Source organism: Halorubrum sp. PV6, from assembly GCF_003990725.2.
GTDB lineage: Archaea > Halobacteriota > Halobacteria > Halobacteriales > Haloferacaceae > Halorubrum.
The window spans coordinates 2,557,271-2,580,742 of record NZ_CP030064.1; the positions used below are offsets into that span (position 1 = coordinate 2,557,271).

Consider the following 23,472-nt stretch of genomic DNA (forward strand, 5'->3'; position numbering starts at 1 on the left):
GACTCGCAGATGTTCAATTTTTACCGTCGATTGCACCGTGCGATCAGCCCGTCCGCAGGCGACGAGGACGCCCGAACCGACGGCGGCGTCGTGAGCGAGGACGCTCCTGCAGCGTCGGATCCGGGAGCGGACTCGGGGGTCGTCGACCGGATCGGAAGCGAGATCGATCGCCGCTTCGGCAGCGACTTCGTCGAGTCGTCGATCTTCTGGCTCCCGCCGTTCCTGCTGATGGCGCTTTTCGTGTACGGCGCGGTCATCTGGAACCTGTTCATCTCGCTCACCGACTACCAGGGATTCGCGAACGCGCCCGACTACTCAAATCTCGACTTCGGGATGTACACTCGCGCGCTCGCGGACTCCGGGTTCATCGACGCCGCGATCAACACGCTCATCCTGCTGATCGCGTTCACCGTGGGAACGCTCACGATCGGCCTCATCCTCGCAATCTTGATAGACAGGGGGATCCGGTTCGAGAACACGTTCCGGACGATCTACCTCCTGCCGATGAGCCTCTCGTTCGTCGTGACCGCACAGTTCTGGCTGTGGATATACAACTTCAACAACGGGATCGCGAACGGCGTCATCGGGGTCTTCGGACTCGGACCGGTGAGCTGGCTCGGCAATCAGGCGATCGTGTTGTACGCCGTCATCTTCGCGTTGATGTGGCAGTTCTCGGGGTACGCGATGGTCGTGTACCTGGCCGGACTCCGCGCGATTCCGGACGAACACTACGAGGCGGCCAAAGTCGACGGCGCGTCGACGCTGAAGATGTACTGGCGAGTGATCATCCCGCAGTTAAAAGGCGCGACCATCAGCGCCGCCGTCGTGCTCATGGTGTTCGGCATGAAGGCCTTCGACTTCCTCTACTCGCTCGTCGGCGGGTATCGGCCGCCGAACGGCGCCGACATCCTCGCGACGAAGATGGTGCGGGAGGCGTACGCGAACCTCGAGTGGGCGTACGGCGCGGCCATCGCCATCGTCCTCTTCGGGATGGCGCTGGCGGTCATCGGCCCGTACCTCGTGTATGAGTACCGGAGGGACAACCTATGAGCGACGACGCACTTCGAACTGACGGCGGGACAGCGGCGGTGAGCAGAGCGCGCCGGACGCTCGGCGAGATGACGGCCGGAGAAGCCTCGCTGTACGGCGTGTTGACGCTTGCGGCGGCGTTCTACCTCGTTCCCATCGAGTCCGGACTTGTCACCTCGTTTAAGACCGGGACGGCGATAATCGAGACGGCCCCGTTCGCGCCGCCGGGCGGGTCCGGCTTCACGCTCGAAAAGTGGCAGACCGCGATCGACGCCCTGCTGCGCGGGATGGGGAACAGCCTCTTGTACGCCGTTCCGGCCACGATCATCTCGGCGCTCGTCGGGAGCATCACGGCGTACGGACTGACGATTCCGAACTGGAAGCCGTCGTACAAGGCGTTGGTCCTCGCGATCATCATCGCGGGGATCTTCATCCCGTACCAGGCGGTGTTGGTTCCGCTGACGCAGTTCTGGTCGCAGTGGGTCCAACTCGGAGAGATACTGTCGTTCGTCTGGGCGCTCGGCATCCCCGACGACTATGTCGGGATAGTCGAGCTCGTGATCACCCACGTCGCGTACGGGATCCCGATCTGTACGCTCCTGTTCCGGACGTACTACAAGACGATGAGCGACGAGATGATGGAGTCGGCCCGCCTCGACGGCGCGTCGCTCCGCCGCGTCTACCGGCGGATCGTCTTGCCGCTCTCGGGTCCGATGTTCGCCGTGGTGCTCATCTACCAGTTCACCCAGATCTGGAACGACCTGCTGTTCACGCTGGTTCTCGTCTCGACGGAGTCGAGCGCCGCGGCTCCGGTCGTGTTGATCCTCGCGGGACTCGGGACCTCGATGGAGGGCCAAGACTTCGCGCTCCGGATGGCCGGGGCGTTCTTCGCGGCGCTCCCGACGCTCGCGGTGTACATTCTCTTCGGCGACGAGTTCGCCGAGGGGGTGGCGGCGTGACGCGCGTGACACGGCCCGAAGCCGGCGCGAGCCGCGTGCGAACGCCCGGCAGCGACGAACAGAACCCCGTGCAGGCGCCGGGCGTCTTCGACACGGAACAGAGCAAACGGTCGGTGCGGCGCGGAATCCACGATTCGACAGCGATCACAACTCACAGATATGGCAACGCTTGAACTCGATTCGATAACGAAGACGTTTCAGGACGGCAACGAGGAGGTCGTCGCCGTCGACGACATCTCGATGTCGATCGACGACGGGGAGTTCCTCGTCGTCGTCGGCCCGTCAGGGTGTGGCAAGTCCACGACGCTGCGGATGATAGCCGGGCTCGAAACGATCACGTCCGGAACGATCGCGCTCGGCGACCGCGTCATCAACGACGTGAAATCGCAGGACCGGGACATCGCGATGGTGTTCCAGTCGTACGCGCTCTACCCGCATATGAGCGTCCAAGAGAACATGTCGTTCGGACTGGAGGAGTCGACCGATCTGCCGGACGACGAGATCGCCCGGATGGTGACGGAGACCGGCGAGATGCTCGGTATTTCGCCGCTGCTCGACCGCAAGCCGAGCGACCTGTCCGGAGGCCAACAGCAGCGCGTCGCCCTCGGTCGGGCGATCGTCCGCGACCCCGAGGTGTTCCTGATGGACGAGCCGCTCAGCAACCTCGACGCGAAGCTCCGCGCGGAGATGCGGACGGAGCTCCAGCGGCTCCAGAACGACCTCGGCGTGACGACGGTGTACGTCACCCACGACCAGACCGAGGCGATGACGATGGGCGACCGGATCGCCATCCTCGACGGCGGGGAGCTCCAGCAGATCGCGTCGCCGCTGAAGTGTTACCACGAGCCGGCGAACCAGTTCGTCGCGAGCTTCCTCGGAGAGCCCTCGATGAACTTCTTCGACGTGTCGCTCGACGGCGACCGCCTGCACGCCGACGCCTTCGAGTACCCGCTCAGCGACGAGGTACGGGCGAGCCTCGGCGAGACGACCGACCTCGTCATGGGGGTCCGGCCGGAGGCGATCGAACTCGTCGAGACGCAGACCGACGCGCACGAGTTCGAGATGACGGTCGACGTCGTCGAGCCGATGGGCGACGAGAACACGGTGTACCTCCACTTCGACCCCGACGCAACCCCCGAAGGCGCCGAACCGCTCGTCGCGACCATCGACGGGTTCACGCGGGTCAGCGAGGGCGACACGGTGATCGCACACGTGCCGGAGGACGCGATCCACCTCTTCGACCGGATCACCGGTGAAGCGCTCCACAATCGGTCGATGGAAGACGCCGCAGACCAGGTCGACCTCGGCTGAGCGGCGCGCGCTGATTTTTTCCGAGCGGTCACCAGTAGGCGGTCCGATCGACGCCGTCGGCGAGCAGCGCCGCGGCCGCGACGTGCGCGTAGGCGCACCAGCTCAGCGCGAGCAGGGCGGCGACGCTTCGCGTGGCCGTCGCCGCGAGCGCGCTCCAGGCGACGACGACGAGGACGGTCGCGCCGACCCACGCGAGAAAGTACGTGCTCGACGCCGTCCCGCGGAGCGCGTCGCGGCTGAGGCCCGCTCGGAGTCCGTCTCGGACGCTCACGACGGCCGCCGCCGGAAAGAGGTAGCCGCAGGCGACGGTGACGAGGAGGGCGGCGGTCGCGAGCGTCGCGAGAGTGACGCCGCCGAGCGCGTTCGGAACCGACCCGCTCGCGACCACGTAGCCGGCGCCGACCACGGTGACGACTGCGGGGAGCAGGTAGACGACGGCGACGCCGGCGACGCGAGCGGCGAGCCGAAGCGTGGCGCGCCGTCGCACGCGAGGGAAGCCGCGACCGGCGAGGACGCCCCCGAGGAGCCCGAGCCACGCGAACAGCGGGCCGACGGCGACGACGAGCGGCCCGACGAGCGACCAGTCGGGCCAGAGGCGGGCCGCGAACCGGACGAGCGTCCCGCAAAACAGCAGCGCCGCGAGGCATTTCACGGTGCCGTCCAGTCGCGTTCGGTCGGCGAACGGGTACCGGAGCGCGTCGATGAACACGTCAGCAACTCTCGCCAGCGCGGCGTAAAACGGCGCCGGTCGAGTCTGAACGCAGCGTCACTCTCGGACGCGCTCGACTTCGCGCCGGAGGCCGTCGCGGACGCGCTCGGCGAGGACGTCGCTGCTGCTGCGGTCGACCGTCTCCGCGTCTTCGGTCGCCAGGAGCCGGTCGAGTTTGCGCTCGAACTCCGCGTCGTCTATCTCGCCGCGAGCGTAGCGCTCGCGGAGCGCGCGGAGGGCGGGGTCGGCTGGCGCGTCGGCGTCGTCGCCGTCAGCGTCAGGAACCGGCTTCGTCAGCGTGTGGAAGACGGGCAACAGGACGAACAGCCCGAAGAACCAGACGAGCGGCAGCGACCACCAGAGGCCGGTTACCAAGGGGGCGGCGACGCCGGCGCCGACGACGAGGACCACGAAGATCCGCCGCCAGCGGTGGCGAACGTTCCACGCGACCCGGCGGAGCAGACCGGTCATGTCTGAGTCGACGCCTGCGAAGGTGAAATCGGTTTCGTCGCGGCCGACGCGCGGGTCGCAGCGGCGATTCGGTCGAATCGGAGCCGGTCGCCGGGGGTGACGCCGTGTCGCTCGGTCCAGCCGCGGGGCACTTCGAGGACGTACCGGCCGGTGCCCGTGTACCGGGTGTACGGGCGCCGTTCGGGCGTCGCCTCGTGGATTCGGGTGACGGTGCCGTTGGGCGCGACGAAGAGGATATCGAGTCCGAACGACATCCCGCGCATGACGTAGGCGCGCTCGGCGGACCGGTCGTGGACGAACAGCATCCCCTCGTCGTCGGCCAACTCGTCGGTCGCGGAGAGGCCGACGTACTGCTTGCGGAACCCGTCTGCGACCCGTGCCTCGACCGTCGCGAGCGAGGCGCCCGTCTCGCCGTCGACGACCTCGACCGTCGTCGTCTCGTAGTCAGCGACGAGCAGGGCCGGGTTCGCCGCGAGCGCGGCGACAGACAGGAGGGAGACACCGGCGAGTGTGCCGACGATGACGAGCAAGCGGCGGTTCACAGTCGACTCTGGCGGGCCAGAAAGAAACCGTTTTCCGCTCCCGGCGGGTTTGAAATCGTGAGGGCTCGTGGTCTAGCTGGTCATGACGCGGCCTTTACAAGGCTGAGGTCGGCGGTTCGAACCCGCCCGAGCCCACTTGTCGGCGCCGCGAACAATTCGTGAGCGGCGCCGCTGTGACTGTTTGAGGGCGGGTTCGAACCGCCTGTCGGACTGCTGCGCCCGAAGCGCGTCCGATCTGTCCGAAATCGGCCACAGCGTTTTGTACACTCGCCGTGACGGTGCTGCGTATGGTCGATGAAACCGTCCACGAATCGCGGGAATCACGGAGCCGACAGGCGCTCGCGACCTACTTTCGGCGCATCGCAGCGGCGCTCGGCCGAGGGGAACCGGTTCCCGTCGACGACGCCGGCACGGTGACCGTCGATCCGCCGGCGGAGCAGGCGGTCGAAGTCGAACTCGAACGCGAAGACGACGCGGTACGCTTCGAACTCGAGATGGAGTGGCCGGAGGCGGAGGGGGAAATCGACGCCGACGCCGACGCGAGCAAGGCGGACTTCGAACTGTACGAGGACACCGCCGGCAAGTGGCGGTGGCGGCTCACCCACGTCAACGGGAACATCATCGCCGACGGCGGCGAGGGGTACTCCGACAAGCGCGACGCCAAGGCTGGAATCGAGAGCGTCCAGCGAAACGCGGCGGGCGCCCACGTGGTCGACGCCGACGCCGACGAGGAGGCGCCGGACGACGGGGGGAGCAACGCGACGTTCGAGCTGTTCCGTGATGCGGCGGAGAAACACCGCTGGCGGCTCACCCACGACAACGGGAACATCATCGCCGACAGCGGGCAGGGGTACGCCTCCAAACAGAAGGCGGAACAGGGGCTCGAAAGCGTGAAATCGAACGCGGTCGGCGCTGCCGTCAACGAGTCGTCCCCGGACGACGCGACGACGGAGTAAGCGGCGGGCGCGTCGACGCCGCGTCAAAGCCGGCGGCGATCGGGCGCCGAGCAGCGCGGCGGGAACCTCGCCGCGGACCGCACCGCTTATTCGCCGCCCGTTGCTACCTCGGGCCGGACATGGACGCGCTCGACGCCAAGTACCCGTTCTTCGCGACCGCCCGAGAGGCGGTCGCGGACGCCGCGGTGTCGCTGCCGGAGCTCGTCGCGGCCGACGCGCCGGCGGTCAAGCGCGCACGCGAACGCGTCGAACGCGCCTTACTCGACGGGACTATCGTCTCCGAGAGCGGCGCCTTCCCCGCCGAGTCGGCGTACGACGTGCAGGCCGAGCTGCTCTCGTACCCGATCGCGCGGATCCTGGTCTCGCTTTTGGACTCACAGCCCGCCATCGAGAAGTACGCCGCGGCGGAGGCGTCGACGGCGATACATCGGATCCGCGAGGACCTCGCGACGGACGGCGAACTGCGATCGATGTCGACGCCGACCGTCGACCTCGACGACGTGCTCGCCGAGTTCGACCTCGCTGACGCGGTGCGGGCGGAGCCGGTTCGACCGAGCGCGGGAGCCGGCGGTCCGGCCGGGGCGGGAGCCGGATCACAGAGCGGGCGCGACCCGGATCAGTACTGGATCGGCGTGGGGCCGTACCTCCGGCTCACGTCGCCGTCGTGGGGGCCGTCGTGGCGGCTCGTCAACCGCGCGCTCGCCGACGGGGAGGTCCGGGTGTCGCGCGAGGAGCTGTTAGACGCGCTCGAGGCCGCGATCGAAGACCGAGTCGGGGAGGGGCTCCCGTTCGAACTGGCGGCCGGCGAGGGTATCGCGGCCGAGCTGGAGTCCGGCGTCGCGGATCTCAAGCGACTGCTCTCCGAGCGGACGTACTCGGGCCCCGTCGACGTGGTCGCGCCGGACCTGTTCCCGCCCTGTATGCAGAACCTGATCGCGAAGACGGAGCGCGGGACGGATCTGACCCCGCCGGAGTCGTTCGCGCTGATGGCGTTTCTCGTCGGGATCGGGATGTCGCCCGACGAAGTGGTCGCGTTCTGTGCCGACACGAGCCTCGACGCCGAAGGAATTCGCTACCAGACCGAGTACTTAAGCGACGACCGAGGCAGCCAGTACCCACCGCCGACCTGCGAGACGCTCGCGAACTACGGTATCTGTCACAACGAAGACGACCACATGCAGGTCGCCGCCGACCCGCTCGCCTACTACGAGACGCGCGTGGAGGAGGCCGAGAGCGTGACTGACTGGCGGGAACAGCACGCGGCGGCGGACGGCAAGTGACAGGACGGAAAAAGGACCGCAGGCGGGTCGTTACGCGTCGTCGCCTTTGCGGATCAGGTACGCGCCGACGAGCGCCATCAACAGCACGAATCCGGTGAGCAGTCCGACCAGCGCGATGGCGCCGGTGCTCGTCAGTTCGATCGCGTCGGCGCTCGGCAGTTCGCGACCGAACGCGGTCCCGACGCCGACCAACCCAACGACGAAGACAGCGGCCGCCGACAGCGAGACCAGAATCTGTCGGCGGAGTTCCGCGTCGATTTCCATGCCAGCGAGTTCCCGTCGCCGCTAAAAAAGGACTTCGATGAGGGCGGCAGCGGCGGTGAGCCGTGCGCGAGCGAGACGAGCCGTGTCGAGAGTCGATCACGCAGACGGCGGAAAGTGGCCCACCCGGAGGGCAAAAGAGCGTCGCGCGGGCCCCGCACGCGAGGCGGACGGCGCCGCGGTCGGGAGACGGTCGGGGAGAGTTCGGGTGACAAATGGGGACTATCCCTCGACCGGAGAGAGCGTGTTAGAGTACCGCACGACCGACCGGCTCACCCGGCGAGGTGAGTGATGTCCCGGCGGAGCGTGTACCCTTTCGGCACCCCGACGGCGCCGAGGCAGTCGTCGCACAGGGCTCGCTCGTAGTCTCGGTTCGTCTCTTTTTCGAGCAGCGAGACGTTCTCGATGGGGAACACCGACTCGCACCGATCGCACTCGACTTTGTCGCCGTCGACAATCTTCATCACGGTTCAGTTCCCGAGATCCGTATATAAATTCGCGGACGGCGTTATCACTCCGGATAGCGAGTTCATAAAGAGAGGGTCGGTTAACGCGGTCGGAGCGTCGGGAGTTCCCGGCGTTAGCCGAAGAGCTCGCCGAGGCCCTCGCCGCCGTCGTCTTCGTCTTCGTCGTCGTCGTCGTCCGCCTCGTCGGCGGCTTCCTCGGCCTCGTCGGCCTCGTCGGCCTCGTCTGCCTCGTCGGCGTCAGCGGAGCCGCCCGCGGCGGCGCCGGCGGCGGGAGCCGCGGCGGCCGTCTGGATGGCCTCTTCGATGTCGACGTCTTCCAGCGCGGCGACGAGCGCCTTGACGCGGGATTCCTCGACGTCGACGCCGGCGGCTTCGAGCACGCCGGTGACGTTTTCTTCGTTGATCTCTTCGCCAGTCTCGTTCAGGATGAGCGCAGCGTAAACGTATTCCATTGGTGTATCCTCGTAGTGTTATCCGAACATCGCGCCGAGACCCTCGCCGCCGTCGTCGTCGCCATCGTCGTCGGCGTCGTCGGCGTCGGCTGCCTCAGCATCGTCCGTGTCGTCTTCTTCCTCCGCCTGTTCTGCTGTTTCGGTGTCGTCCGTCTCGGGAGCCGGGGCGGCTTCGACGCCCTGTAGCTCCTCGGGAAGCGCCTCGTCGTCGTCGATCTGCGCCGCGAGCGCGCGGAGCTGGGCGTCGGCCTTCCCGATGAGGTCGGGCACGACGTCCGGGCTCTCGATCTCCGCGAACAGGCCGACCGACTTGGCCTCGCCGGAGGCCTTCGCGAGAAGGGTCCCGGCGGTGGCGGCGGTCGGGTACGCGGCGTTGACGGAGAGGTTCCGCGCGGCGGCGGCCGCCGAGCGGAGGTCCGCCTCGTACTCCTCGACGTCGATTTCCAGCTCGTCCGGCTCGAACAGGACGCCCTCGGAGTAGACGCCCTTGAGGTCGAGCCCGACTTCCTTCGGCTCGATGCCGAGTTCGGTCAGGACGTTGGCGAGGTCGTCGTCGACGACTTCGCCCTCGTCGAGGACCTGTGAGTCCTCGGTGACCATGATCGAGCCGTCCTGGATGCGCGCGGCGGCTCCGACGGTCTGGAGCTCGCCGACGAACGGGCCGGGGTCGACGCCCGTGTCACCCTCGGGGATGACGACGGCGTTGGGGGCGACCTCGCCCGCGTTGATCGGGGCGGGCGTCTTCGAGGCCTCCAACTGCTTGAAGAGGCCGAAGGGGTTGTCGTTCGTGCCGATGAGCGCGACCTGTCCAGAGACGTACTGGGTCAGGTCCTCGACGCCGTCGTTGACGGCTTCGAGCGCGCGAACGGTGAGCGTGTTGCGGCTCATCCGAACGTCGGCGGAGCCGTGCAGCTCGCGGCGCATGGCCTGAAGCTGACGGCTCGGGATGCCGGCGACGCCGACGATCCCGACGGAGTTGAACGACTCGATGAAATCGACGAGCTCGTCGACTTCCTCCTGTTTCCACTCCGGAATCGTCTCGGTTTGACGAACCGAGCTCATACGGGCACCTCCTTCGCGGGACCCATCGTGGTCTTCACGTAGATCCCGTCGATGTTGAGCGGCCCCTTCTCGAGGCTCGCTTCGAGTCGGCGGATGATGACGTCGATGTTGTCCGAGATCGCGTCGGGGCCCATATCCTCGGCACCGACACGAGTGTGGAACGTGCGCCGGTCACGCGACCGGAGCTGCACCGTGTTTTTCATCCGATTGACTGTGTCGACGATGTCGTCGTCCGGCTGCAGTGGGGTAGGCATCTTCCCGCGCGGACCGAGGACGGTACCGAGGTACCGACCGATGTCCTGCATCAGGTTGGCCTCTGCGACGAAGAAGTCGGTCTCGCCGGCCAGATCCTTAGCGCGGTCGTCGTCGTCTCCGAGGTCCTCGAGGTCGTCGCTGTCAAGCACTTGATCAGCAACTTCCTGAGCGCGGACGGCGGTTTCGCCCTCCGCGAAGACGACAATCTGTGTCTCCTGCCCCGTTCCAGCCGGCAGCACGACGGACTCGTCGATGCGGTTCGACGGATCGTTGAGGTCGAGATCTCGCAGGTTGATAGCGATGTCCACGGTCTCGCGGAAGTTCCGCTCGGGCGCATCGTCGAGTGCGAGGGTTACGGCCTCTTGTATTGTGTCTGCCATTTTCACCTCCGTAGTACGCAGGTCGCTCCTACGGGTCAGTGAAACAGGCGAAGCCTGTCTCACCGGAGAGTGGTCCATCGGAGGTTTAAAAGCGTCGAACCGCCGTTCGGCGTGTGAACCGGCGACAGGGCGCGTACGGGCGGTCGAGCGGGGGCCGCGCCGGGCGCCGACGGCGACCCGAACCGCGCGGTATCGACACGCGTCGAAGGCGAAAACGTCGCATAGGGGAACCCTTTTGATGCCACTCTCCGACCGACGAGGTAATGACTCAGGGTGGTCCGGCGTGACGATGGACGACCGTATCGAGAATCTCCGCGAGCGCCGCGAGGAGGCAGCGCTCGGCGGCGGCGAAGAGCGGATCGAGTCCCAACACGACAAGGGGAAGATGACGGCGCGCGAGCGCATCGACTACTTCCTCGACGACGGGACGTTCCACGAGTTCGACCGGTTCCGCACCCACCGGAACCACAAGTTCGGAACCGAGGAACAGCAGATACCGGGCGACGGGGTCGTCACCGGCTACGGCGAGGTGAACGGCCGGAAGACGTTCGTCTTCGCGCACGACTTCACCGTCTTCGGCGGGTCGCTCGGCGAGGTGTTCGCGGAGAAGGTGTGTAAGGTGATGGACAAAGCGATGGACGTGGGCGCGCCCGTCGTCGGGCTGAACGACTCCGCGGGCGCTCGGATTCAGGAGGGCGTCGCCTCCCTCGGCGGGTTCGCGGAAATCTTCCGGCGAAACACCGAGGCGTCCGGCGTGGTTCCCCAGATATCGGCGATCATGGGCCCGTGTGCCGGCGGTGCCGTCTACTCCCCGGCGATTACGGATTTCACGTTCATGGTCAAGGACACCTCGCACATGTTCATCACCGGCCCGGACGTCATCGAGACCGTCACGGGCGAGGAGGTGAGTTTCGAAGAACTCGGCGGGGCGGTCACGCACTCGTCGACCTCGGGTGTCGCGCACTTCGCGGAGGAGAGCGAGGAGGACGCGTTAGACGACATCGCGCGGCTGCTCTCGTATCTCCCCGCCAACAACGTGGAGGACCCGCCGCGCGTCGAGCCGTGGGACGACCCGGAGCGGGCCGACGAGGACCTCGGCGACATCGTCCCCGACGCCCCGCGGAAGCCGTACGACATGAAAGACGTGATCGGCAGCGTCGTCGACGAGGGGTCCTTTTTCGAGGTCCAGGAGGACTTCGCGAAGAACATCGTCGTCGGGTTCGGCCGCCTCGACGGCCACTCGGTCGGTATCGTCGCCAACAACCCCCGCGTGAACGCCGGCACGCTCGACATCGAGTCGAGCCAGAAGGGCGCGCGGTTCGTCCGCTTCTGTGACGCGTTCAACATCCCCATCGTCACCTTCGAGGACGTACCCGGCTTCATGCCCGGCACCGACCAGGAGCACAACGGGATCATCCGCCACGGCGCGAAGCTGCTGTACGCGTTCTCGGAGGCGACGGTGCCGCTCTTGACCGTCATCACCCGGAAGGCGTACGGCGGCGCCTACTGCGTGATGTCCTCGAAGCACATCGGCGGCGACGTGAACTACGCGTGGCCGACCGCCGAGATCGCCGTGATGGGGCCGAAAGGCGCGGTCAACGTCCTCTACCGCGAGGAACTGGCCGAGGCCGACGACCCCGACGCGCGCCGGCAGGAGCTCATCGACGAGTACCGCGAGGAGTTCGCGAACCCGTACAGCGCCGCCGACCGCGGCTTCGTCGACGACGTCATCGAGCCCGCGGAGACCCGCGCGCGGCTGATCGACGACCTGACGATGCTCAAAGGGAAGCGCTCGGACGCGCCCGAGAAGAAGCACGGAAACATCCCGATCTGATGGCGATGGAGGCACCCGAGCGAGCAGCCGGAACGGCGGACGACGAAGGAGCCGACGGCGTCGCCGTAGACGGGCTCTCGATCCCGGACGACGCGGACGACGCGGAGGCGGCCGCCATCGCGGCCGCGGTGGCGGCGCACCTCCGAGACGGCGAGCGCGCGGCGGCCGCGGCGGCGGCAGAAGGCGACGAACCGGCGTGGGAGGGCGAGCGCTGGGCGTTCGCCGGTCGAGTGGATCGGCTGCAGAATCGGTCGGTTCGGGTCCCGGTCAACGCGCCGACCGACCCGTGGACCGCGGCCGGTCGCGCCGACCGGTTCTGAACCGGACGCGCGCATTCCCCCGGAGTCCGTGCGCCGCGGCCGCCGGCGCGCCAGTCTCCATCGTACCCCCGTAGGGTGTACCCGAAGTATTCGGGCAGTTACGCATAAATCTGTTGGCGAACTGATGGAACGCCGGCCGCGATCACGCGCCGCGTGATTCGTTGGTGTCTCCGCCGTCCGCCGTCTCGTCTCCGTCTTCCGCGGCCGACTCTTGGAGCGGCTCCTCGTACCCGTCCTCGGCCGAACCGCCGCCGAGAAGCAGGCTGAGCATAACCGGGAGGACGCCGGCGAGGAGGACGAGGATCCCGATCCGGACGAGCAGCGAGGCGTCGGTGAGAAGCGTCACGGCGAGATACGCGACGGCGGCGACCAACACCGACGGCAGCATGTATGGGTTCTCGGGCGATATCATGTGCGAACGTGGCGGTCGGCAGGCTCTTAATCGTCTCGGGACCTCGCGATCGGCAGCGACGGAGTACGACGATCGTCGTTACCGATCGTCGTCGCGGACCGATAGAATGAGGTAGGTTATGGTGGAAGGAACGTGCAGGAATGTTCGACAAGGTTCTGGTCGCGAACCGCGGGGAGATAGCGGTTCGGGTGATGCGCGCCTGTGCGGAGCTGGGTGTCGACACCGTCGCCGTGTACAGCGACGCGGACAAACACGCGGGTCACGTCCGACACGCGGACGAGGCCTACAACGTGGGACCGGCCCGCGCGGCCGACTCGTATCTCGACGGGGAGGCGGTCGTCGAGGCCGCGCAGGCGGCCGGCGCCGACGCGATCCACCCCGGATACGGGTTCCTCGCCGAGAACGCCGACTTCGCCGCCCGCGTCGAGTCGACGGACGGGATCACCTGGGTCGGCCCGTCGAGCGACGCGATGGAGCGACTCGGCGAGAAGACGCACGCGCGGCGCGTGATGGACGACGCCGACGTCCCCATCGTTCCGGGGACGACGGAGCCGGTCACAGAGGTCGGCGCGGTGACCGAGTTCGGCGACGAGCACGGCTACCCCGTCGCCATCAAGGCAGAGGGCGGCGGCGGCGGTCGCGGCATGAAGGTCGTCGAGAGCGCCGACGAGGCCGAGGAAGCGCTCGAATCCGCGAGACGCGAGGGCGAGGCGTACTTCTCGAACGACTCCGTCTACCTCGAACGCTACCTGCAGAACCCGCGCCACATCGAAGTCCAGATCGTCGCGGACGACCCCGAAGGCGACGGCTCGCTCGACGAGAGCGACGTAGTCCACCTCGGCGAGCGCGACTGCTCGCTCCAGCGCCGCCACCAGAAGGTGATAGAGGAGGGGCCCTCGCCCGCGCTCTCCGACGAACTGCGCGAGAAGATCGGCGAGGCCGCCCGTCGGGGCGTCGCGGCCGCCGACTACACCAACGCCGGCACGGTGGAGTTCCTCGTCGAAGAGAACGTCGAACGCGACCCCGCGGAGCCGCTCGGTCCCGACACGCCGTTCTACTTCCTCGAAGTCAACACCCGAATTCAGGTCGAACACACCGTCACGGAGGAGCTGACGGGGATCGACATCGTAAAAGAGCAGCTTCGAGTCGCCGCCGGGGAGGGGCTCTCGGTCGCGCAGAACGACGTCGAACTCGACGGCCACGCGATCGAGTTCCGGATCAACGCCGAGAACGCGGCCGCCGACTTCCAGCCTGCCAACGAGGGGCGGCTAGAGACCTACGACCCGCCGGGCGGGATCGGCGTTCGCGTCGACGACGCGCTCCGGCAGGGCGACGAACTCGTGACGGACTACGACTCGATGATCGCGAAGCTGATCGTGTGGGGCAGTGATCGCGAGGAGTGTCTCGCACGCTCGAAGCGCGCGCTCGCGGAGTACGAACTCGACGGCGTCGTCACCATCGTCCCGTTCCACCGGCTGATGCTCGACGACGAGCGATTCGTCGCCGGCACGCACACGACGAACTACCTGGACGAGGAGTTAGACGAGGCGAAGATTACGGAGGCCCAAGAGAAGTGGGGCACCGAGTCGACGAGCGGGAGCGACGACGAGGAGGTGTCGGAACGCGAGTTCACCGTCGAGGTGAACGGCAAGCGCTTCGAGGTGGAGCTCGAAGAGCGCGGCGCGCCGGCGATCCAAGTGCCGGAGGCCGGCGGCGACGGCGGCGGCCAGCGCCCCCCGCAGGCGACCGACGACGGCGATGCCGACGACGGCGTCGACATCGCCGAGGGCGGCGAGGCGGTGACCGCGGAGATGCAGGGAACGATCCTCTCGGTCGACGTCGACGAGGGCGACGAGGTCGCCGCCGGCGACGTGGTCTGCGTCCTCGAAGCGATGAAGATGGAAAACGACGTGGTCGCCGAGCGCGGCGGGACCGTCGAGAGCGTCCACGTCGGCGAGGGCGACAGCGTCGACATGGGCGACCCGCTGGTCGTCCTCGAGTAGCGGCGCCCGAGAGCGTTTATAATCCCACCCGTCTGACCGACGGTGTTTAACCGACCGCCGAAGAACAGGACGGCATGGAGTCGGTCGACGACTGGCAGGCGGCGATAGAGGCGGCCGGAGAGTTGACCGGCCCCATCGCCACCGCCCTCGTCGACGAACACGGCGACCGCGGGACGCGCGCCATCGAGGCGGTCGGCGAAGGCCGGGTGAAACGCTACCGCGACTTCACGGTCGTCGTCGGTCACGACGACGAGTACGTCGTCGAAGACGGCGAGTGCACCTGCGCGGACGCGACCTACAACCTCAACGCCGACAACCCCTCGGAGCGGTGCTGGCACGCGATCGCGGTCGACGTGGCGGACGCGGTCGGCGCGGTCGACCACCACGACATGTGGTACTCGGAGGTCAGGGAGTTTCTCTAATCGGGCGGCCGCGACCGGCGGGGAACCGGGTAGCCGCCGCTCACCCGGATGAATCGCCCAAACTCCGGGGTTTCCTCCCGACCAGTCGAAAACGTTTACAACGGCGGCCGGTCTCCCCTACGGTATGGCGGACTGTCCACTCGCCGACGACTGCCCGAGTTTCGACGAGCGAATCCAGGGGATGGGGTGTCAACACTACGGCAACAAAGGCGGTGCCGAGTGGTGTAACCACTACGACATGCCCATCTACGAACTGAAACAGCAGCCGGTCCAGCCCGGCGAGCAGGTCGTCGTCGAGGTCGACGACATCCACGAGAGCGGGGCCGGCGTGGGGCGCACCGACGACGGCTTCATCGTCCTCGTCGACGGCCTGCTTCCCCCGGCCCGCGCCGAGGTCCGGATCCACCGCGTGAAGTCGAGCCACGCGACCGCCCAGGAAGTCGTCGAGCGGCTCCCCGAGGACCCTGAGGACGCGGACGACGCGGACGGCGACGTCGATGGGGACGCCGACGGCGACGACGCAGACGAGGACGACGAGGGCGGCCGGCGCCGCGACCGTCCAGACCGCGAACGGCTCGGAAGCCGAGAGAACTTCTGGGGCAAGTAGCGCCGCGGCGACTCGGACCCCACCCCACGGACAGTCCAAACGCTACCGATCCGCCGCGGCTCCGCCTTCGTACGCCGTCGTGCCCCCGCCTTGTACGCCGTCGCGTCTCCGCTTTTCTGCGCCGTCGCGTCCCACACCGAAACCGCCGTTTTTTGAGCGCGCGTCCCCAGAGGTGGTGTATGGTCGCAGACGACGGAGCCACCGGCGCCGATGCGGCTCCCGATCCCGACGGCGTCGACGCCGCGACGCTGTTGGAGCGTGCGGGGTTCGATGCCGACGAGAGCGTGCTCACCCGCCGACAGGCCGAAGTGCTGGCGCTCCGCGAGCGGGGGCTCAGGCAGTCGGACATCGCGGACCGACTCGGCACGTCGCGCGCGAACGTCTCCAGCGTCGAGGCCAGCGCCCGCAGCAACGTGGCGAACGCCCGCGAGACGGTGGCGTTCGCGGAGGCGCTCGCCGCCCCGGTCCGGGTGGAGATCGAGGCGGGAACCGACCTCTACGACGCCCCGAAGCGCGTGTACGACGCCTGTGACGAGGCCGGCGTGAAGGTGAACCAGACGGCGCCGGACCTGATGAAGACGATCGGCGAGCGCGCCGGCGACGCGGTTCACGGTCGCGAGGTCCGGGACCGGCTGTTCGTGACCGTCGACGCCGCGGGGACGATTCGGGTGCGGCGGCCCTGAGACCGGGAGGCCGGTGTCCCGACCACGGACGCTAAGTCGATGGGCGGTCGAGTGCGAACAGAGATGCGGGTCACCCTGCTCGGCACCGGCGACACGACCGGGACGCCGACGGTCGGCTGCGACTGCGACACCTGCGCCGCGGCGCGCGAGCGAGACGTGTCGCGCTCGCGGTTCTCCGTCCACGTGGCCAACGAGCGCACCGGCGAGTCGCTGCTCGTCGATTTCAGCCCCGACTTCCGGAGCCAGTTCCTCGACAACGACGTTCCGCTGCCCGACGCGGGCCTCGTGACGCACATCCACTTCGATCACCTCGACGGCCTCGGCAACGTCTACCGGCTCGTCGACGGGCTCCCGGTCCACGCGCCGTCGGAGACGGATCCGGCAACCGACGAGAGCGTCGCGGAGACGATCCGCGCCAAGTACGACTACCTCGAAGACCGGATCGGCGTCCACGCCCGCGCCCCGTTCGAGCCGTTCGAGACGTGCGGGTTCAAGGTACGATTCGTCCCCGTCGACCACCCGCCGCTTCTGTGTTACGGCGTCGTCATCGAAGACCCCGAGACGGGCGGGACGCTCGCGCTCACCGGCGACACGAGCTACGACGTTCCGGAGCGGTCCCGCGAGGCGCTCGCCGGCGCCGACCTGTTGCTCGCCGACGCCATCGTGCCGGCGGCGCTCTGTGAACACCACCCGATCGGCGGGCGCCACGAGGGGCCGGACGGCGTCCCGCGCACCTTTGGCACGAAGCACATGACCCGAGAAGGGGCGCTCGCGCTCGCCGACGAGCTCGACGCCGACCGAACCCGACTCGTCCACCTCGCGCACTACTACCCGCCCGAGGAGGCGTTCGAAGAGCCGCTCGCGGTCGACGGCGAGACGTACGAGCTGTAGCCTTAAGCCTCGGTAGCACGTATCACGTTCGAGATGAGGACTCGGCGCGTGTTCGGCGCGCTCCGCGATTGGTTCGACCGCGCAGCGCCGCCGCCGCGCGCCGTCGACTGGTCGCTGTTCGCGTTCGTCCTCGCCGAGGCCGTGACGGGGTTGGTCTCGTTTACCGTGGGCGTCCCCGAGGGCTGGCCGGTGTTCTGGCTCCACCGCGCGCTCGGCGTCGGAATCGTCGTCCTGCTCGCGTGGAAACTCATGCGCGTCCGGCGCCGGCTCACCGATCCCGGTCTGTGGCGGCGGTCGACCGCGCTGTCCGTCCTGACGCTCGTCGCCGCGGTCGGCGCGCTCGCGACCGGCGTCGCGTGGGTGTTCGGGCTCGACGTGCGGGTGTCCTACTGGACGCTCCTCTCCGTCCACGTGGGGTTCGGCCTCGCGTTGGTCCCGCTCATGGCCGCCCACGCGGCGACCCGATTTCGGCTCCCGCGGCGGGTCGACTTCGAGCGCCGGCGGACCGCGCTCCGGTACACCGTCCTGCTCGCCGCCGGCGGCGCGACCTATCGGCTCCAGCAGGCGATCAACGGCGCGCTCGACACGCCCGGCGCCGACCGGCGCTTCACCGGGTCACAGCCGCGCGAGGGGACGGGTAACGGCTCCTTCCCGATCACCTCGTGGGTCGCCGACGACCCCGACCCGATCGACCGAGACGAGTACCGGCTGGCGGTCGACGGCCTCGTGAGCGACCCCCTCGAACTCGACGCCGACGAACTCGCGGCCGGCCACGAGACGGAGGCGCTGCTCGACTGCACGAGCGGCTGGTACACGGTCCAAGAGTGGAGCGGCGTCCGCGTCGGTGACCTGTTGGCGGCGGCCGGCGGGGCGACCGCCGATGATCCCGATCAAGAGCCCGCCTACGTCCGGTTCACCTCCGTCACCGGCTACCGCTGGAGCCTCCCGATCGAGGAGGCCGAAGACGCCCTACTTGCGACCCACGTCGGCGGCGAGCGGCTGGCCCACGGGCACGGCGCGCCCGCCCGGTTGGTCGCTCCCGACCGCCGCGGGTTTCAGTGGGTGAAGTGGGTGACTCGCGTCGAGGTCAGGTCGGAGTACGACCTCGGTCAGTGGGTCGTCACGCTGGTAAGCGGGTTCGACTGACCGGGGAGCGCGGGTCGAGTCCTGCGGGGGATCACTCGTACTCGCTGCCGACGACCTCGCGGATGCGCTCGGCGGTCACCGGGCCGACGCCGTCGACCTCCAAGAGGTCGTCTTCCGGCGCGGTCATCACGGCCTCGACGGTGCCGAAGTGTTCGAGCAGCGTGCGCGACGTGACGGGACCGATGTCGGCGATGGCGGAGACGACGTACTCCTGCTGTTCCGCGCGGGTCTTCGTCGTCTTCTCGCCGTGGACGCTCACCTCGCGGTCGCGCGTCTCCTGTTCGCGCTTGGCGATCGTCGCGAGCAGTTCAGTGGTGTCGTCCTCGTCTTCGGTGCGGAGGATGCTCACGTCGAAATCGACCGCGAGCGACGCGAGCGCGCCCCGAATAGCGTTGGGGGCGATGTCGCGCTGGCCGTAGAGGTTCGTCCCCTCGACGACCATCACGGGGCGGGCGTACGCTCGCGAGAGTTCGCCGACCTGCTCGAACATCGATCGGTCGGCGTCGAGCATCGAGTCGACGAAGTCCGCCGCGGACTTACGCTCGACGGCGACCCGGTCAGAGAGGACGTAGTCGCCGACGGCGAGCGTCTCCAGCCGGGTGACGAGCCCCTCTCGCGTCGAGAGGCTCTTGGCGATCGACGAGTCGAGTTCGCGCTGGTCGACGACGATCTCGACGCCGTCGTCGACGCCGGCGGTCGCGACGACGCCGTCGTCGTCAGATTCGGTGTCGTCGTCTTCCTCGCTGTCGGCGTCGTTCTCACCTGTGGCATCCGCAGCGAAGTCGGTGAGTCCGTCGTCGGTGTTGTCGTCGGTCGCACCGTCGTCACTCGCGCCGACCGCGGTCACACTGCTCTCGTCGCCTTCCGAACCGTCGTCGCCATCGGAGCCTCCGCCGAACGCGTCGAGTCCGGCCTGCCCGTCGTCGCCGACGGTCTCTTCGATGTCGTCGGTGGCCTCCTTCAGTTCGGTGAGCTGGCTGGCCATCTTCTTCTCGCGGCGCCGCGAGATCCAGAAGAACGCCTCGTCGCGGGTGTCTTCGGCCATCAGGACGACGACTTTCCCCTCGGCCTGCCGGCCGGTCCGCCCCTTGCGCTGGATCGAGCGGATCGCGGTGGGGACCGGCTCGTAAAAACAGACGAGGTCGACTTCGGGGACGTCGAGCCCCTCCTCGGCGACGCTCGTGGAGACGAGCACCTCGAACGCGCCGGCTTTGAACTCCTCTAATGTCTCCTGTTGCTGTTTCTGGCTCATCCCGTCGGAGCCCTCCTTGTCGCCCTGGCCGACGAACTTCCGCACGTCGAAACTGGCGGAGAGGAACTCCACGAGCGCCTCGGCGGTGTCGCGGGACTCGGTGAACAGGATCGCGCGCTCGCCGTCGTTGATCCCGAGCGTCTCCGCGAGGAGGATTCGGGCCTTCGAGAACTTCGGGTGGAGCCCGTCGAACGACTCCGCCTTCCGCATCGCCTCGCGGACCTTCGGGTCGGCGACCATGCGCTGGCTCGCCTTCGACGCCCCCGACGACCGGGCCGCCTCGCGCTGGCGCTCGAAGTAGCGCCGGACCGACTCGACCGACTGGGTCTCGACCAGTTCGGTCGCGCGCCGGAGCTTCATCACCTCGGCGTGGGTGCTCATCCCCTTGTACCCCTCCGACTGGTCGTTGTCCATCATCTTCTTCAGCTGCCCGCGCATCTTGTTGAGGTCCTTCTGTGAGAGGTCGGGGTTCGTCGTGTTCGTCACGCCCAACTGCTTGAGTTTCTCTAACCGATCGGTTATCACCTCGTTGAGCGCGTCGCGGATGTCGAGCACCTCGTCCGGGAGCGTGACCTGCTCCCACTGGACCTCGGTGTCGTGGGTGTACTCGTCGACGTCGGCGTCCGCCTCCGTCATCACCTCCACGTTGACGAGCCCGAGGTTCTCACAGACCGTTTCGATCTCCTCGGTGTCGCCGCCGGGCGAGGCCGACATCCCGGTGACGAGCGGGTCGGCCGCGTCGGCGTGGTATCGCTCGGCGATGTAGACGTACGCGTAGTCGCCGGTCGCGCGGTGACACTCGTCGAAGGTGCAGTGGGTCACGTCGCGAAGCGAGATCCGGTTGCCGACCAGGTCGTTCTCGACGACCTGCGGGGTCGCGATCACGATCCGGGCGTCCTGCCAGAGCGCGGCGCGGTCGTCGGGCTTCACGTCGCCGGTGAACACGACGATGTCGTCGTCCGGTATCGAGAGCGCCTCGCGGTAGAAGTCGGCGTGCTGCTGGACGAGGGGTTTGGTGGGGGCTAAGAAGAGCGCCTTGCCGCCGGCCTCGTGGAGCCGTTCGGCGGTAACGAGCAGGCTGACCGTCGTCTTGCCGAGGCCGGTCGGCAGACAGACAAGGGTGTGTTCGTCGACGGCGGCGTCCGCCAGTTGGAGTTGGTAGCGGCGTCGCTGAAGGAAGTCGTCGACGAGCAGGGGTTGGTCGATTCCGGCGGCCTCGGTCGCCATCGGCGGGCCTACGCCGCCGCCGGCCTAAAGGCTTCGCGAAGCGGGGTGAAAGTTATCGATCGGCGGAGCGCTCCTCTCGGAGCTCTTCCGGAACGTCTTCGTCGACCAGCTTCGCCCACTCGGCGAGGCGGTCTCCGGATGGTGTTTGGGCGCTCATCAGCAGACGGATCTCAGTAATCCCTCTTAAGCGTTACCCCGATTCTACACGAATTAGGATGGGTCACCCCGCTCCGGGCCGTAAGCGCGGCTCCCGAAACCGCGGCGACTCCGACTCGTACGCCTTTTACCGCTCACGCGCGTCGGGCCGCCATGAGCAACCTCGACGAGTTCCTCGCCGGCGAGCGGCTCGAGGACGTGGTCTTCTACCTGAGCGACGCGTACCTCGACGACGACTCTCGGCTCCGCACGGTCGGGACCCAGACCGACGATGGCGTCCGACTGATCCTCGACGGCGAGACCGGGCGGTCCGCGTTCGAGGCCGGCACCGGCATGGGCGCGATGGAGTTCGCGAAGACGGCGATGGGCGCCGAAGGCGACATCGCTCGCTCGCTCGACGCCGGGGCGTGCCCGTTCACGGAGGACGATCCCGACGACGACCACGACGTTCGGTTCGTCTTCGCGTTCGCGGAGGCACAAAACGAGGAGGTCGGCGGCCTCTACGCCGAGGGCGACGTGGTTCACGCGTACGCGCACTGCACGTGCGGGGAGAGCTACTCGCACAAGTGGGTCGTCGGCGACCGCGACGACTGAAAAACGACCGCGACGACTGAGTCCGCCGAATCCGGGCTACGCCGCCGTTACTCCGCGTCTGGCGCGTCGTCTTCCGGCACGGCGCCCTCGACGAGCGACTGGTCGCCGTACTGCTCTCGGAGGTCCTTCTTCGAGAACTTCCCGGTGGCGGTCTTCGGTACCTCGTCGATGAACTCCACCGCGTCGGGCACCCACCACTTCGGGTAGTCGTCGCGGAGGCCGGTCTCGATCTGCTCGACGAGGTCGTCGCGGTCGACGCCCTCGGCCACGACGACGAACGCCACGGGGCGCTCCTGCCAGCGCTCGTGGGGGACGCCGACCACGGCCGCCTCGCTGACGCCGTCGTAGGCCATGATCGCGTTCTCCAACTCGACGCTGGAGATCCACTCGCCGCCCGACTTGATCACGTCTTTCGTCCGGTCGACGAGCTGCATGTAGCCGTCCTCGTCGACGGTGACCACGTCGCCGGTCTTCAGCCAGCCGTCGACGAACTCCTCCTCGTTGGCCTCCGGGCGCTTGAAGTACTCCTTCGTGACCCACGGGCCGCGGACGCGGAGTTCGCCGAACGCCTCGCCGTCCCACGGGATCTCCTCGCCGTCCTCGTCGATGACCTCGAACTCCAGTCCGGGGGCGACGAGCCCCTGCTTCGAGCGCTTGTTCACCTGCGTCTCGTAGTCGGCGTCGCGCAGGTCGCTCTTGAGGTGCGAGACGGTGCCGATCGGCGAGAGTTCGGTCATCCCCCACGCGTGGAGCACCTCGACGCCCCGGTCGTCGTACCACTCGATCATCGCCTGCGGGGCGGCCGCACCGCCGACGATCACGGTGTCGAGCGACGAGAGGTCGACGTCGTTGCCCGCGGAGATGTACTCGCGAAGGCCGAGCCAGACGGTCGGGACGCCCGCGGAGATCGTCACGCCCTCCTCTTCGATCAGGGCCGCAAGATCTTCGGGGCCCGGCGACGGGCCGGGGTAGACGTGTTTCGCGCCCGCGGCGGTCGCGGTGAATGGCATCCCCCACGCGTTGACGTGGAACATGGGGACGACCGGCATGACCACGTCGGAGTCCTCCATCGGGATCCCCTGTGGCGTCTGTGAGGCCATCGTGTGGCTCCACAGCATCGATTGGGTGTACTCGACGCCCTTCGGCTTCCCCGTCGTGCCGGAGGTGTAACAGAGGCCGGCGGGCTGGTCGCTGTCGAGGTCGGGCCAGTCGTAGTCGGTCGAGTGGCCCTCGATGAACTCCTCGTAGGCGGGGGCGTCGAGCGCGTCGATCCCCTCGGAGCCCATGGCGACGAAGTCGACGCCGTCGAACTCCGCGGCGCCCTCGGCCGCGCCGGCGATCTTCTCTGCCAGCGACGGGTCGACGAAGATGATCTCGTCTTGCGCGTCGTCGACGATGTACCGGATGTGCTCGTCGGGCAGGAGCGGGTTGATCGTGTGCAGTTGTGCGCCGGTGTTCGGGACGCCGAAGTACGTCTCGAAGTGACGGGTGTGATTCCAGCAGAACGTCGCTACCCTGTCGCCGCGCTCGATGCCGTACGCGTCGAGCGCGTTCGCGAGCTGGGCGGTCCGGTCGCCGTACTCGGCGTACGTGTGCCGGGTGCGTCCCTCGTGGGTCCGGGAGACGATTTCGGTGTCGGGGTACAGTCGTTTCGCGCGCCACAAGAACGGCTTGAGCGTCTGGGAGTGTCCGCCGGGCATACCTCACAGACCACGGCGTCGAGAACTATGAACGTTATCATGGTTGATCGTGATGTTCGGTCGCAATCGCTCCGGACGTGAGGCGACCGCT

Annotated in this window: 25 protein-coding genes and 1 tRNA gene; 15 read left to right on the forward strand and 11 right to left on the reverse strand. The window is 67.9% G+C overall.

Annotation, left to right across the window (positions count from 1 at the left end; translation table 11 throughout):
• The first annotated feature begins 30 nt into the window (after positions 1–30).
• From DOS48_RS26800 to DOS48_RS26810, 3 genes are all read left to right on the forward strand, one after another.
• Positions 31–1,050, forward strand: a complete 1,020-nt coding sequence (locus DOS48_RS26800) for a carbohydrate ABC transporter permease (protein ID WP_226929148.1) — start codon at positions 31–33, stop codon at positions 1,048–1,050.
• Complete coding sequence (locus DOS48_RS26805) at positions 1,047–1,988, forward strand: carbohydrate ABC transporter permease (RefSeq protein ID WP_127118637.1); 942 nt, start codon at positions 1,047–1,049, stop codon at positions 1,986–1,988. The genes DOS48_RS26800 and DOS48_RS26805 overlap by 4 nt, the downstream gene beginning before the upstream one ends.
• A 159-nt stretch (positions 1,989–2,147) precedes the next feature.
• Positions 2,148–3,299, forward strand: coding sequence for an ABC transporter ATP-binding protein (locus tag DOS48_RS26810; protein ID WP_127118638.1), 1,152 nt, complete (start codon positions 2,148–2,150; stop codon positions 3,297–3,299).
• 28 nt (positions 3,300–3,327) lie between these two features.
• On the opposite strand, the gene DOS48_RS26815 is transcribed toward DOS48_RS26810, so the two are convergent.
• The 3 genes from DOS48_RS26815 to DOS48_RS26825 are packed head-to-tail and all read right to left on the reverse strand — an operon-like array spanning position 3,328 to position 5,021.
• Positions 3,328–4,008, reverse strand: coding sequence for a DUF4013 domain-containing protein (locus DOS48_RS26815; RefSeq protein ID WP_127118639.1), 681 nt, complete (start codon positions 4,006–4,008; stop codon positions 3,328–3,330).
• Between the two features lie 57 nt (positions 4,009–4,065).
• A complete protein-coding gene (locus DOS48_RS26820) occupies positions 4,066–4,479 on the reverse strand; it encodes an SHOCT domain-containing protein (RefSeq protein ID WP_127118640.1) in 414 nt (137 codons plus the stop codon).
• A complete protein-coding gene (locus DOS48_RS26825; protein WP_127118641.1) occupies positions 4,476–5,021 on the reverse strand; it encodes a DUF192 domain-containing protein in 546 nt (181 codons plus the stop codon). Before DOS48_RS26825 ends, DOS48_RS26820 begins: the two co-directional genes overlap by 4 nt.
• 61 nt (positions 5,022–5,082) lie before the next feature.
• Here DOS48_RS26825 and DOS48_RS26830 point away from each other — a divergent pair.
• The 3 genes from DOS48_RS26830 to DOS48_RS26840 all read left to right on the forward strand — a co-directional run bounded on the left by DOS48_RS26830 (position 5,083) and on the right by DOS48_RS26840 (position 7,257).
• A tRNA-Val gene (locus tag DOS48_RS26830) sits at positions 5,083–5,156 on the forward strand.
• A 152-nt stretch (positions 5,157–5,308) separates the two neighbouring features.
• Complete coding sequence (locus tag DOS48_RS26835; RefSeq protein WP_127118642.1) at positions 5,309–5,977, forward strand: HVO_2922 family protein; 669 nt, start codon at positions 5,309–5,311, stop codon at positions 5,975–5,977.
• Positions 5,978–6,096: 119 nt separating this feature from the next.
• A complete protein-coding gene (locus tag DOS48_RS26840; protein ID WP_127118643.1) occupies positions 6,097–7,257 on the forward strand; it encodes a DNA primase in 1,161 nt (386 codons plus the stop codon).
• A 30-nt stretch (positions 7,258–7,287) separates the two neighbouring features.
• On the opposite strand, the gene DOS48_RS26845 is transcribed toward DOS48_RS26840, so the two are convergent.
• The 5 genes from DOS48_RS26845 to DOS48_RS26865 all read right to left on the reverse strand — a co-directional run bounded on the left by DOS48_RS26845 (position 7,288) and on the right by DOS48_RS26865 (position 10,134).
• Positions 7,288–7,521, reverse strand: coding sequence for a hypothetical protein (locus DOS48_RS26845; protein ID WP_127118644.1), 234 nt, complete (start codon positions 7,519–7,521; stop codon positions 7,288–7,290).
• 269 nt (positions 7,522–7,790) lie between these two features.
• On the reverse strand, positions 7,791–7,982 hold the full coding sequence (locus DOS48_RS26850; RefSeq protein ID WP_127118645.1) for a hypothetical protein: 192 nt from the start codon (positions 7,980–7,982) through the stop codon (positions 7,791–7,793).
• 116 nt (positions 7,983–8,098) lie between these two features.
• Positions 8,099–8,437 (reverse strand): 50S ribosomal protein P1, encoded by a 339-nt coding sequence (gene rpl12p / locus DOS48_RS26855; protein ID WP_127118646.1) that lies wholly within the window; start codon positions 8,435–8,437, stop codon positions 8,099–8,101.
• Between the two features lie 18 nt (positions 8,438–8,455).
• Entirely contained in the window at positions 8,456–9,499 is a 1,044-nt protein-coding gene (locus tag DOS48_RS26860) for a 50S ribosomal protein L10 (RefSeq protein WP_127118647.1), read from the reverse strand.
• The gene (locus DOS48_RS26865) at positions 9,496–10,134 is read right to left on the reverse strand and encodes a 50S ribosomal protein L1 (protein ID WP_008847380.1); all 639 of its coding nucleotides are present in this window, start codon (positions 10,132–10,134) and stop codon (positions 9,496–9,498) included. The genes DOS48_RS26860 and DOS48_RS26865 overlap by 4 nt, the downstream gene beginning before the upstream one ends.
• Positions 10,135–10,423: 289 nt before the next feature.
• Here DOS48_RS26865 and DOS48_RS26870 point away from each other — a divergent pair, with 289 nt between their 5' ends.
• Both DOS48_RS26870 and DOS48_RS26875 read left to right on the forward strand, forming a co-directional pair.
• The gene (locus tag DOS48_RS26870) at positions 10,424–11,968 is read left to right on the forward strand and encodes an acyl-CoA carboxylase subunit beta (protein WP_127118648.1); all 1,545 of its coding nucleotides are present in this window, start codon (positions 10,424–10,426) and stop codon (positions 11,966–11,968) included.
• A 5-nt stretch (positions 11,969–11,973) separates the two neighbouring features.
• Positions 11,974–12,288, forward strand: a complete 315-nt coding sequence (locus DOS48_RS26875) for a hypothetical protein (RefSeq protein WP_127118917.1) — start codon at positions 11,974–11,976, stop codon at positions 12,286–12,288.
• Positions 12,289–12,430: 142 nt separating this feature from the next.
• Here the strand turns inward: DOS48_RS26875 and DOS48_RS26880 are convergent, their stop codons facing one another.
• Positions 12,431–12,700, reverse strand: coding sequence for a hypothetical protein (locus tag DOS48_RS26880; protein WP_127118649.1), 270 nt, complete (start codon positions 12,698–12,700; stop codon positions 12,431–12,433).
• A 140-nt stretch (positions 12,701–12,840) separates the two neighbouring features.
• Here DOS48_RS26880 and DOS48_RS26885 point away from each other — a divergent pair, with 140 nt between their 5' ends.
• From DOS48_RS26885 to DOS48_RS26910, 6 genes are all read left to right on the forward strand, one after another.
• Positions 12,841–14,703, forward strand: a complete 1,863-nt coding sequence (locus DOS48_RS26885) for an acetyl-CoA carboxylase biotin carboxylase subunit (protein WP_127118650.1) — start codon at positions 12,841–12,843, stop codon at positions 14,701–14,703.
• A 74-nt stretch (positions 14,704–14,777) separates the two neighbouring features.
• Positions 14,778–15,125 carry a hypothetical protein gene (locus tag DOS48_RS26890; RefSeq protein WP_127118651.1) on the forward strand — a complete coding sequence of 116 codons (348 nt, stop codon included), beginning with the start codon at positions 14,778–14,780 and terminating at the stop codon, positions 15,123–15,125.
• Between the two features lie 124 nt (positions 15,126–15,249).
• Positions 15,250–15,732 carry a TRAM domain-containing protein gene (locus DOS48_RS26895; protein WP_127118652.1) on the forward strand — a complete coding sequence of 161 codons (483 nt, stop codon included), beginning with the start codon at positions 15,250–15,252 and terminating at the stop codon, positions 15,730–15,732.
• Positions 15,733–15,911: 179 nt separating this feature from the next.
• Positions 15,912–16,415, forward strand: coding sequence for a Tfx family DNA-binding protein (locus tag DOS48_RS26900; RefSeq protein ID WP_127118653.1), 504 nt, complete (start codon positions 15,912–15,914; stop codon positions 16,413–16,415).
• Positions 16,416–16,478: 63 nt separating this feature from the next.
• Positions 16,479–17,306 carry an MBL fold metallo-hydrolase gene (locus DOS48_RS26905; RefSeq protein ID WP_127118918.1) on the forward strand — a complete coding sequence of 276 codons (828 nt, stop codon included), beginning with the start codon at positions 16,479–16,481 and terminating at the stop codon, positions 17,304–17,306.
• 33 nt (positions 17,307–17,339) lie between these two features.
• Positions 17,340–18,452, forward strand: coding sequence for a molybdopterin-dependent oxidoreductase (locus DOS48_RS26910; RefSeq protein WP_127118654.1), 1,113 nt, complete (start codon positions 17,340–17,342; stop codon positions 18,450–18,452).
• Between the two features lie 31 nt (positions 18,453–18,483).
• Here the strand turns inward: DOS48_RS26910 and DOS48_RS26915 are convergent, their stop codons facing one another.
• The gene (locus DOS48_RS26915; protein ID WP_127118655.1) at positions 18,484–20,931 is read right to left on the reverse strand and encodes a DEAD/DEAH box helicase; all 2,448 of its coding nucleotides are present in this window, start codon (positions 20,929–20,931) and stop codon (positions 18,484–18,486) included.
• 309 nt (positions 20,932–21,240) lie between these two features.
• Between DOS48_RS26915 and DOS48_RS26920 the strand changes: the two genes are divergently transcribed.
• Positions 21,241–21,681, forward strand: coding sequence for a DUF5807 family protein (locus DOS48_RS26920; protein WP_127118656.1), 441 nt, complete (start codon positions 21,241–21,243; stop codon positions 21,679–21,681).
• Between the two features lie 47 nt (positions 21,682–21,728).
• On the opposite strand, the gene DOS48_RS26925 is transcribed toward DOS48_RS26920, so the two are convergent.
• A complete protein-coding gene (locus DOS48_RS26925) occupies positions 21,729–23,381 on the reverse strand; it encodes a long-chain fatty acid--CoA ligase (RefSeq protein ID WP_127118657.1) in 1,653 nt (550 codons plus the stop codon).
• Between the last annotated feature and the right edge of the window lie 91 nt (positions 23,382–23,472).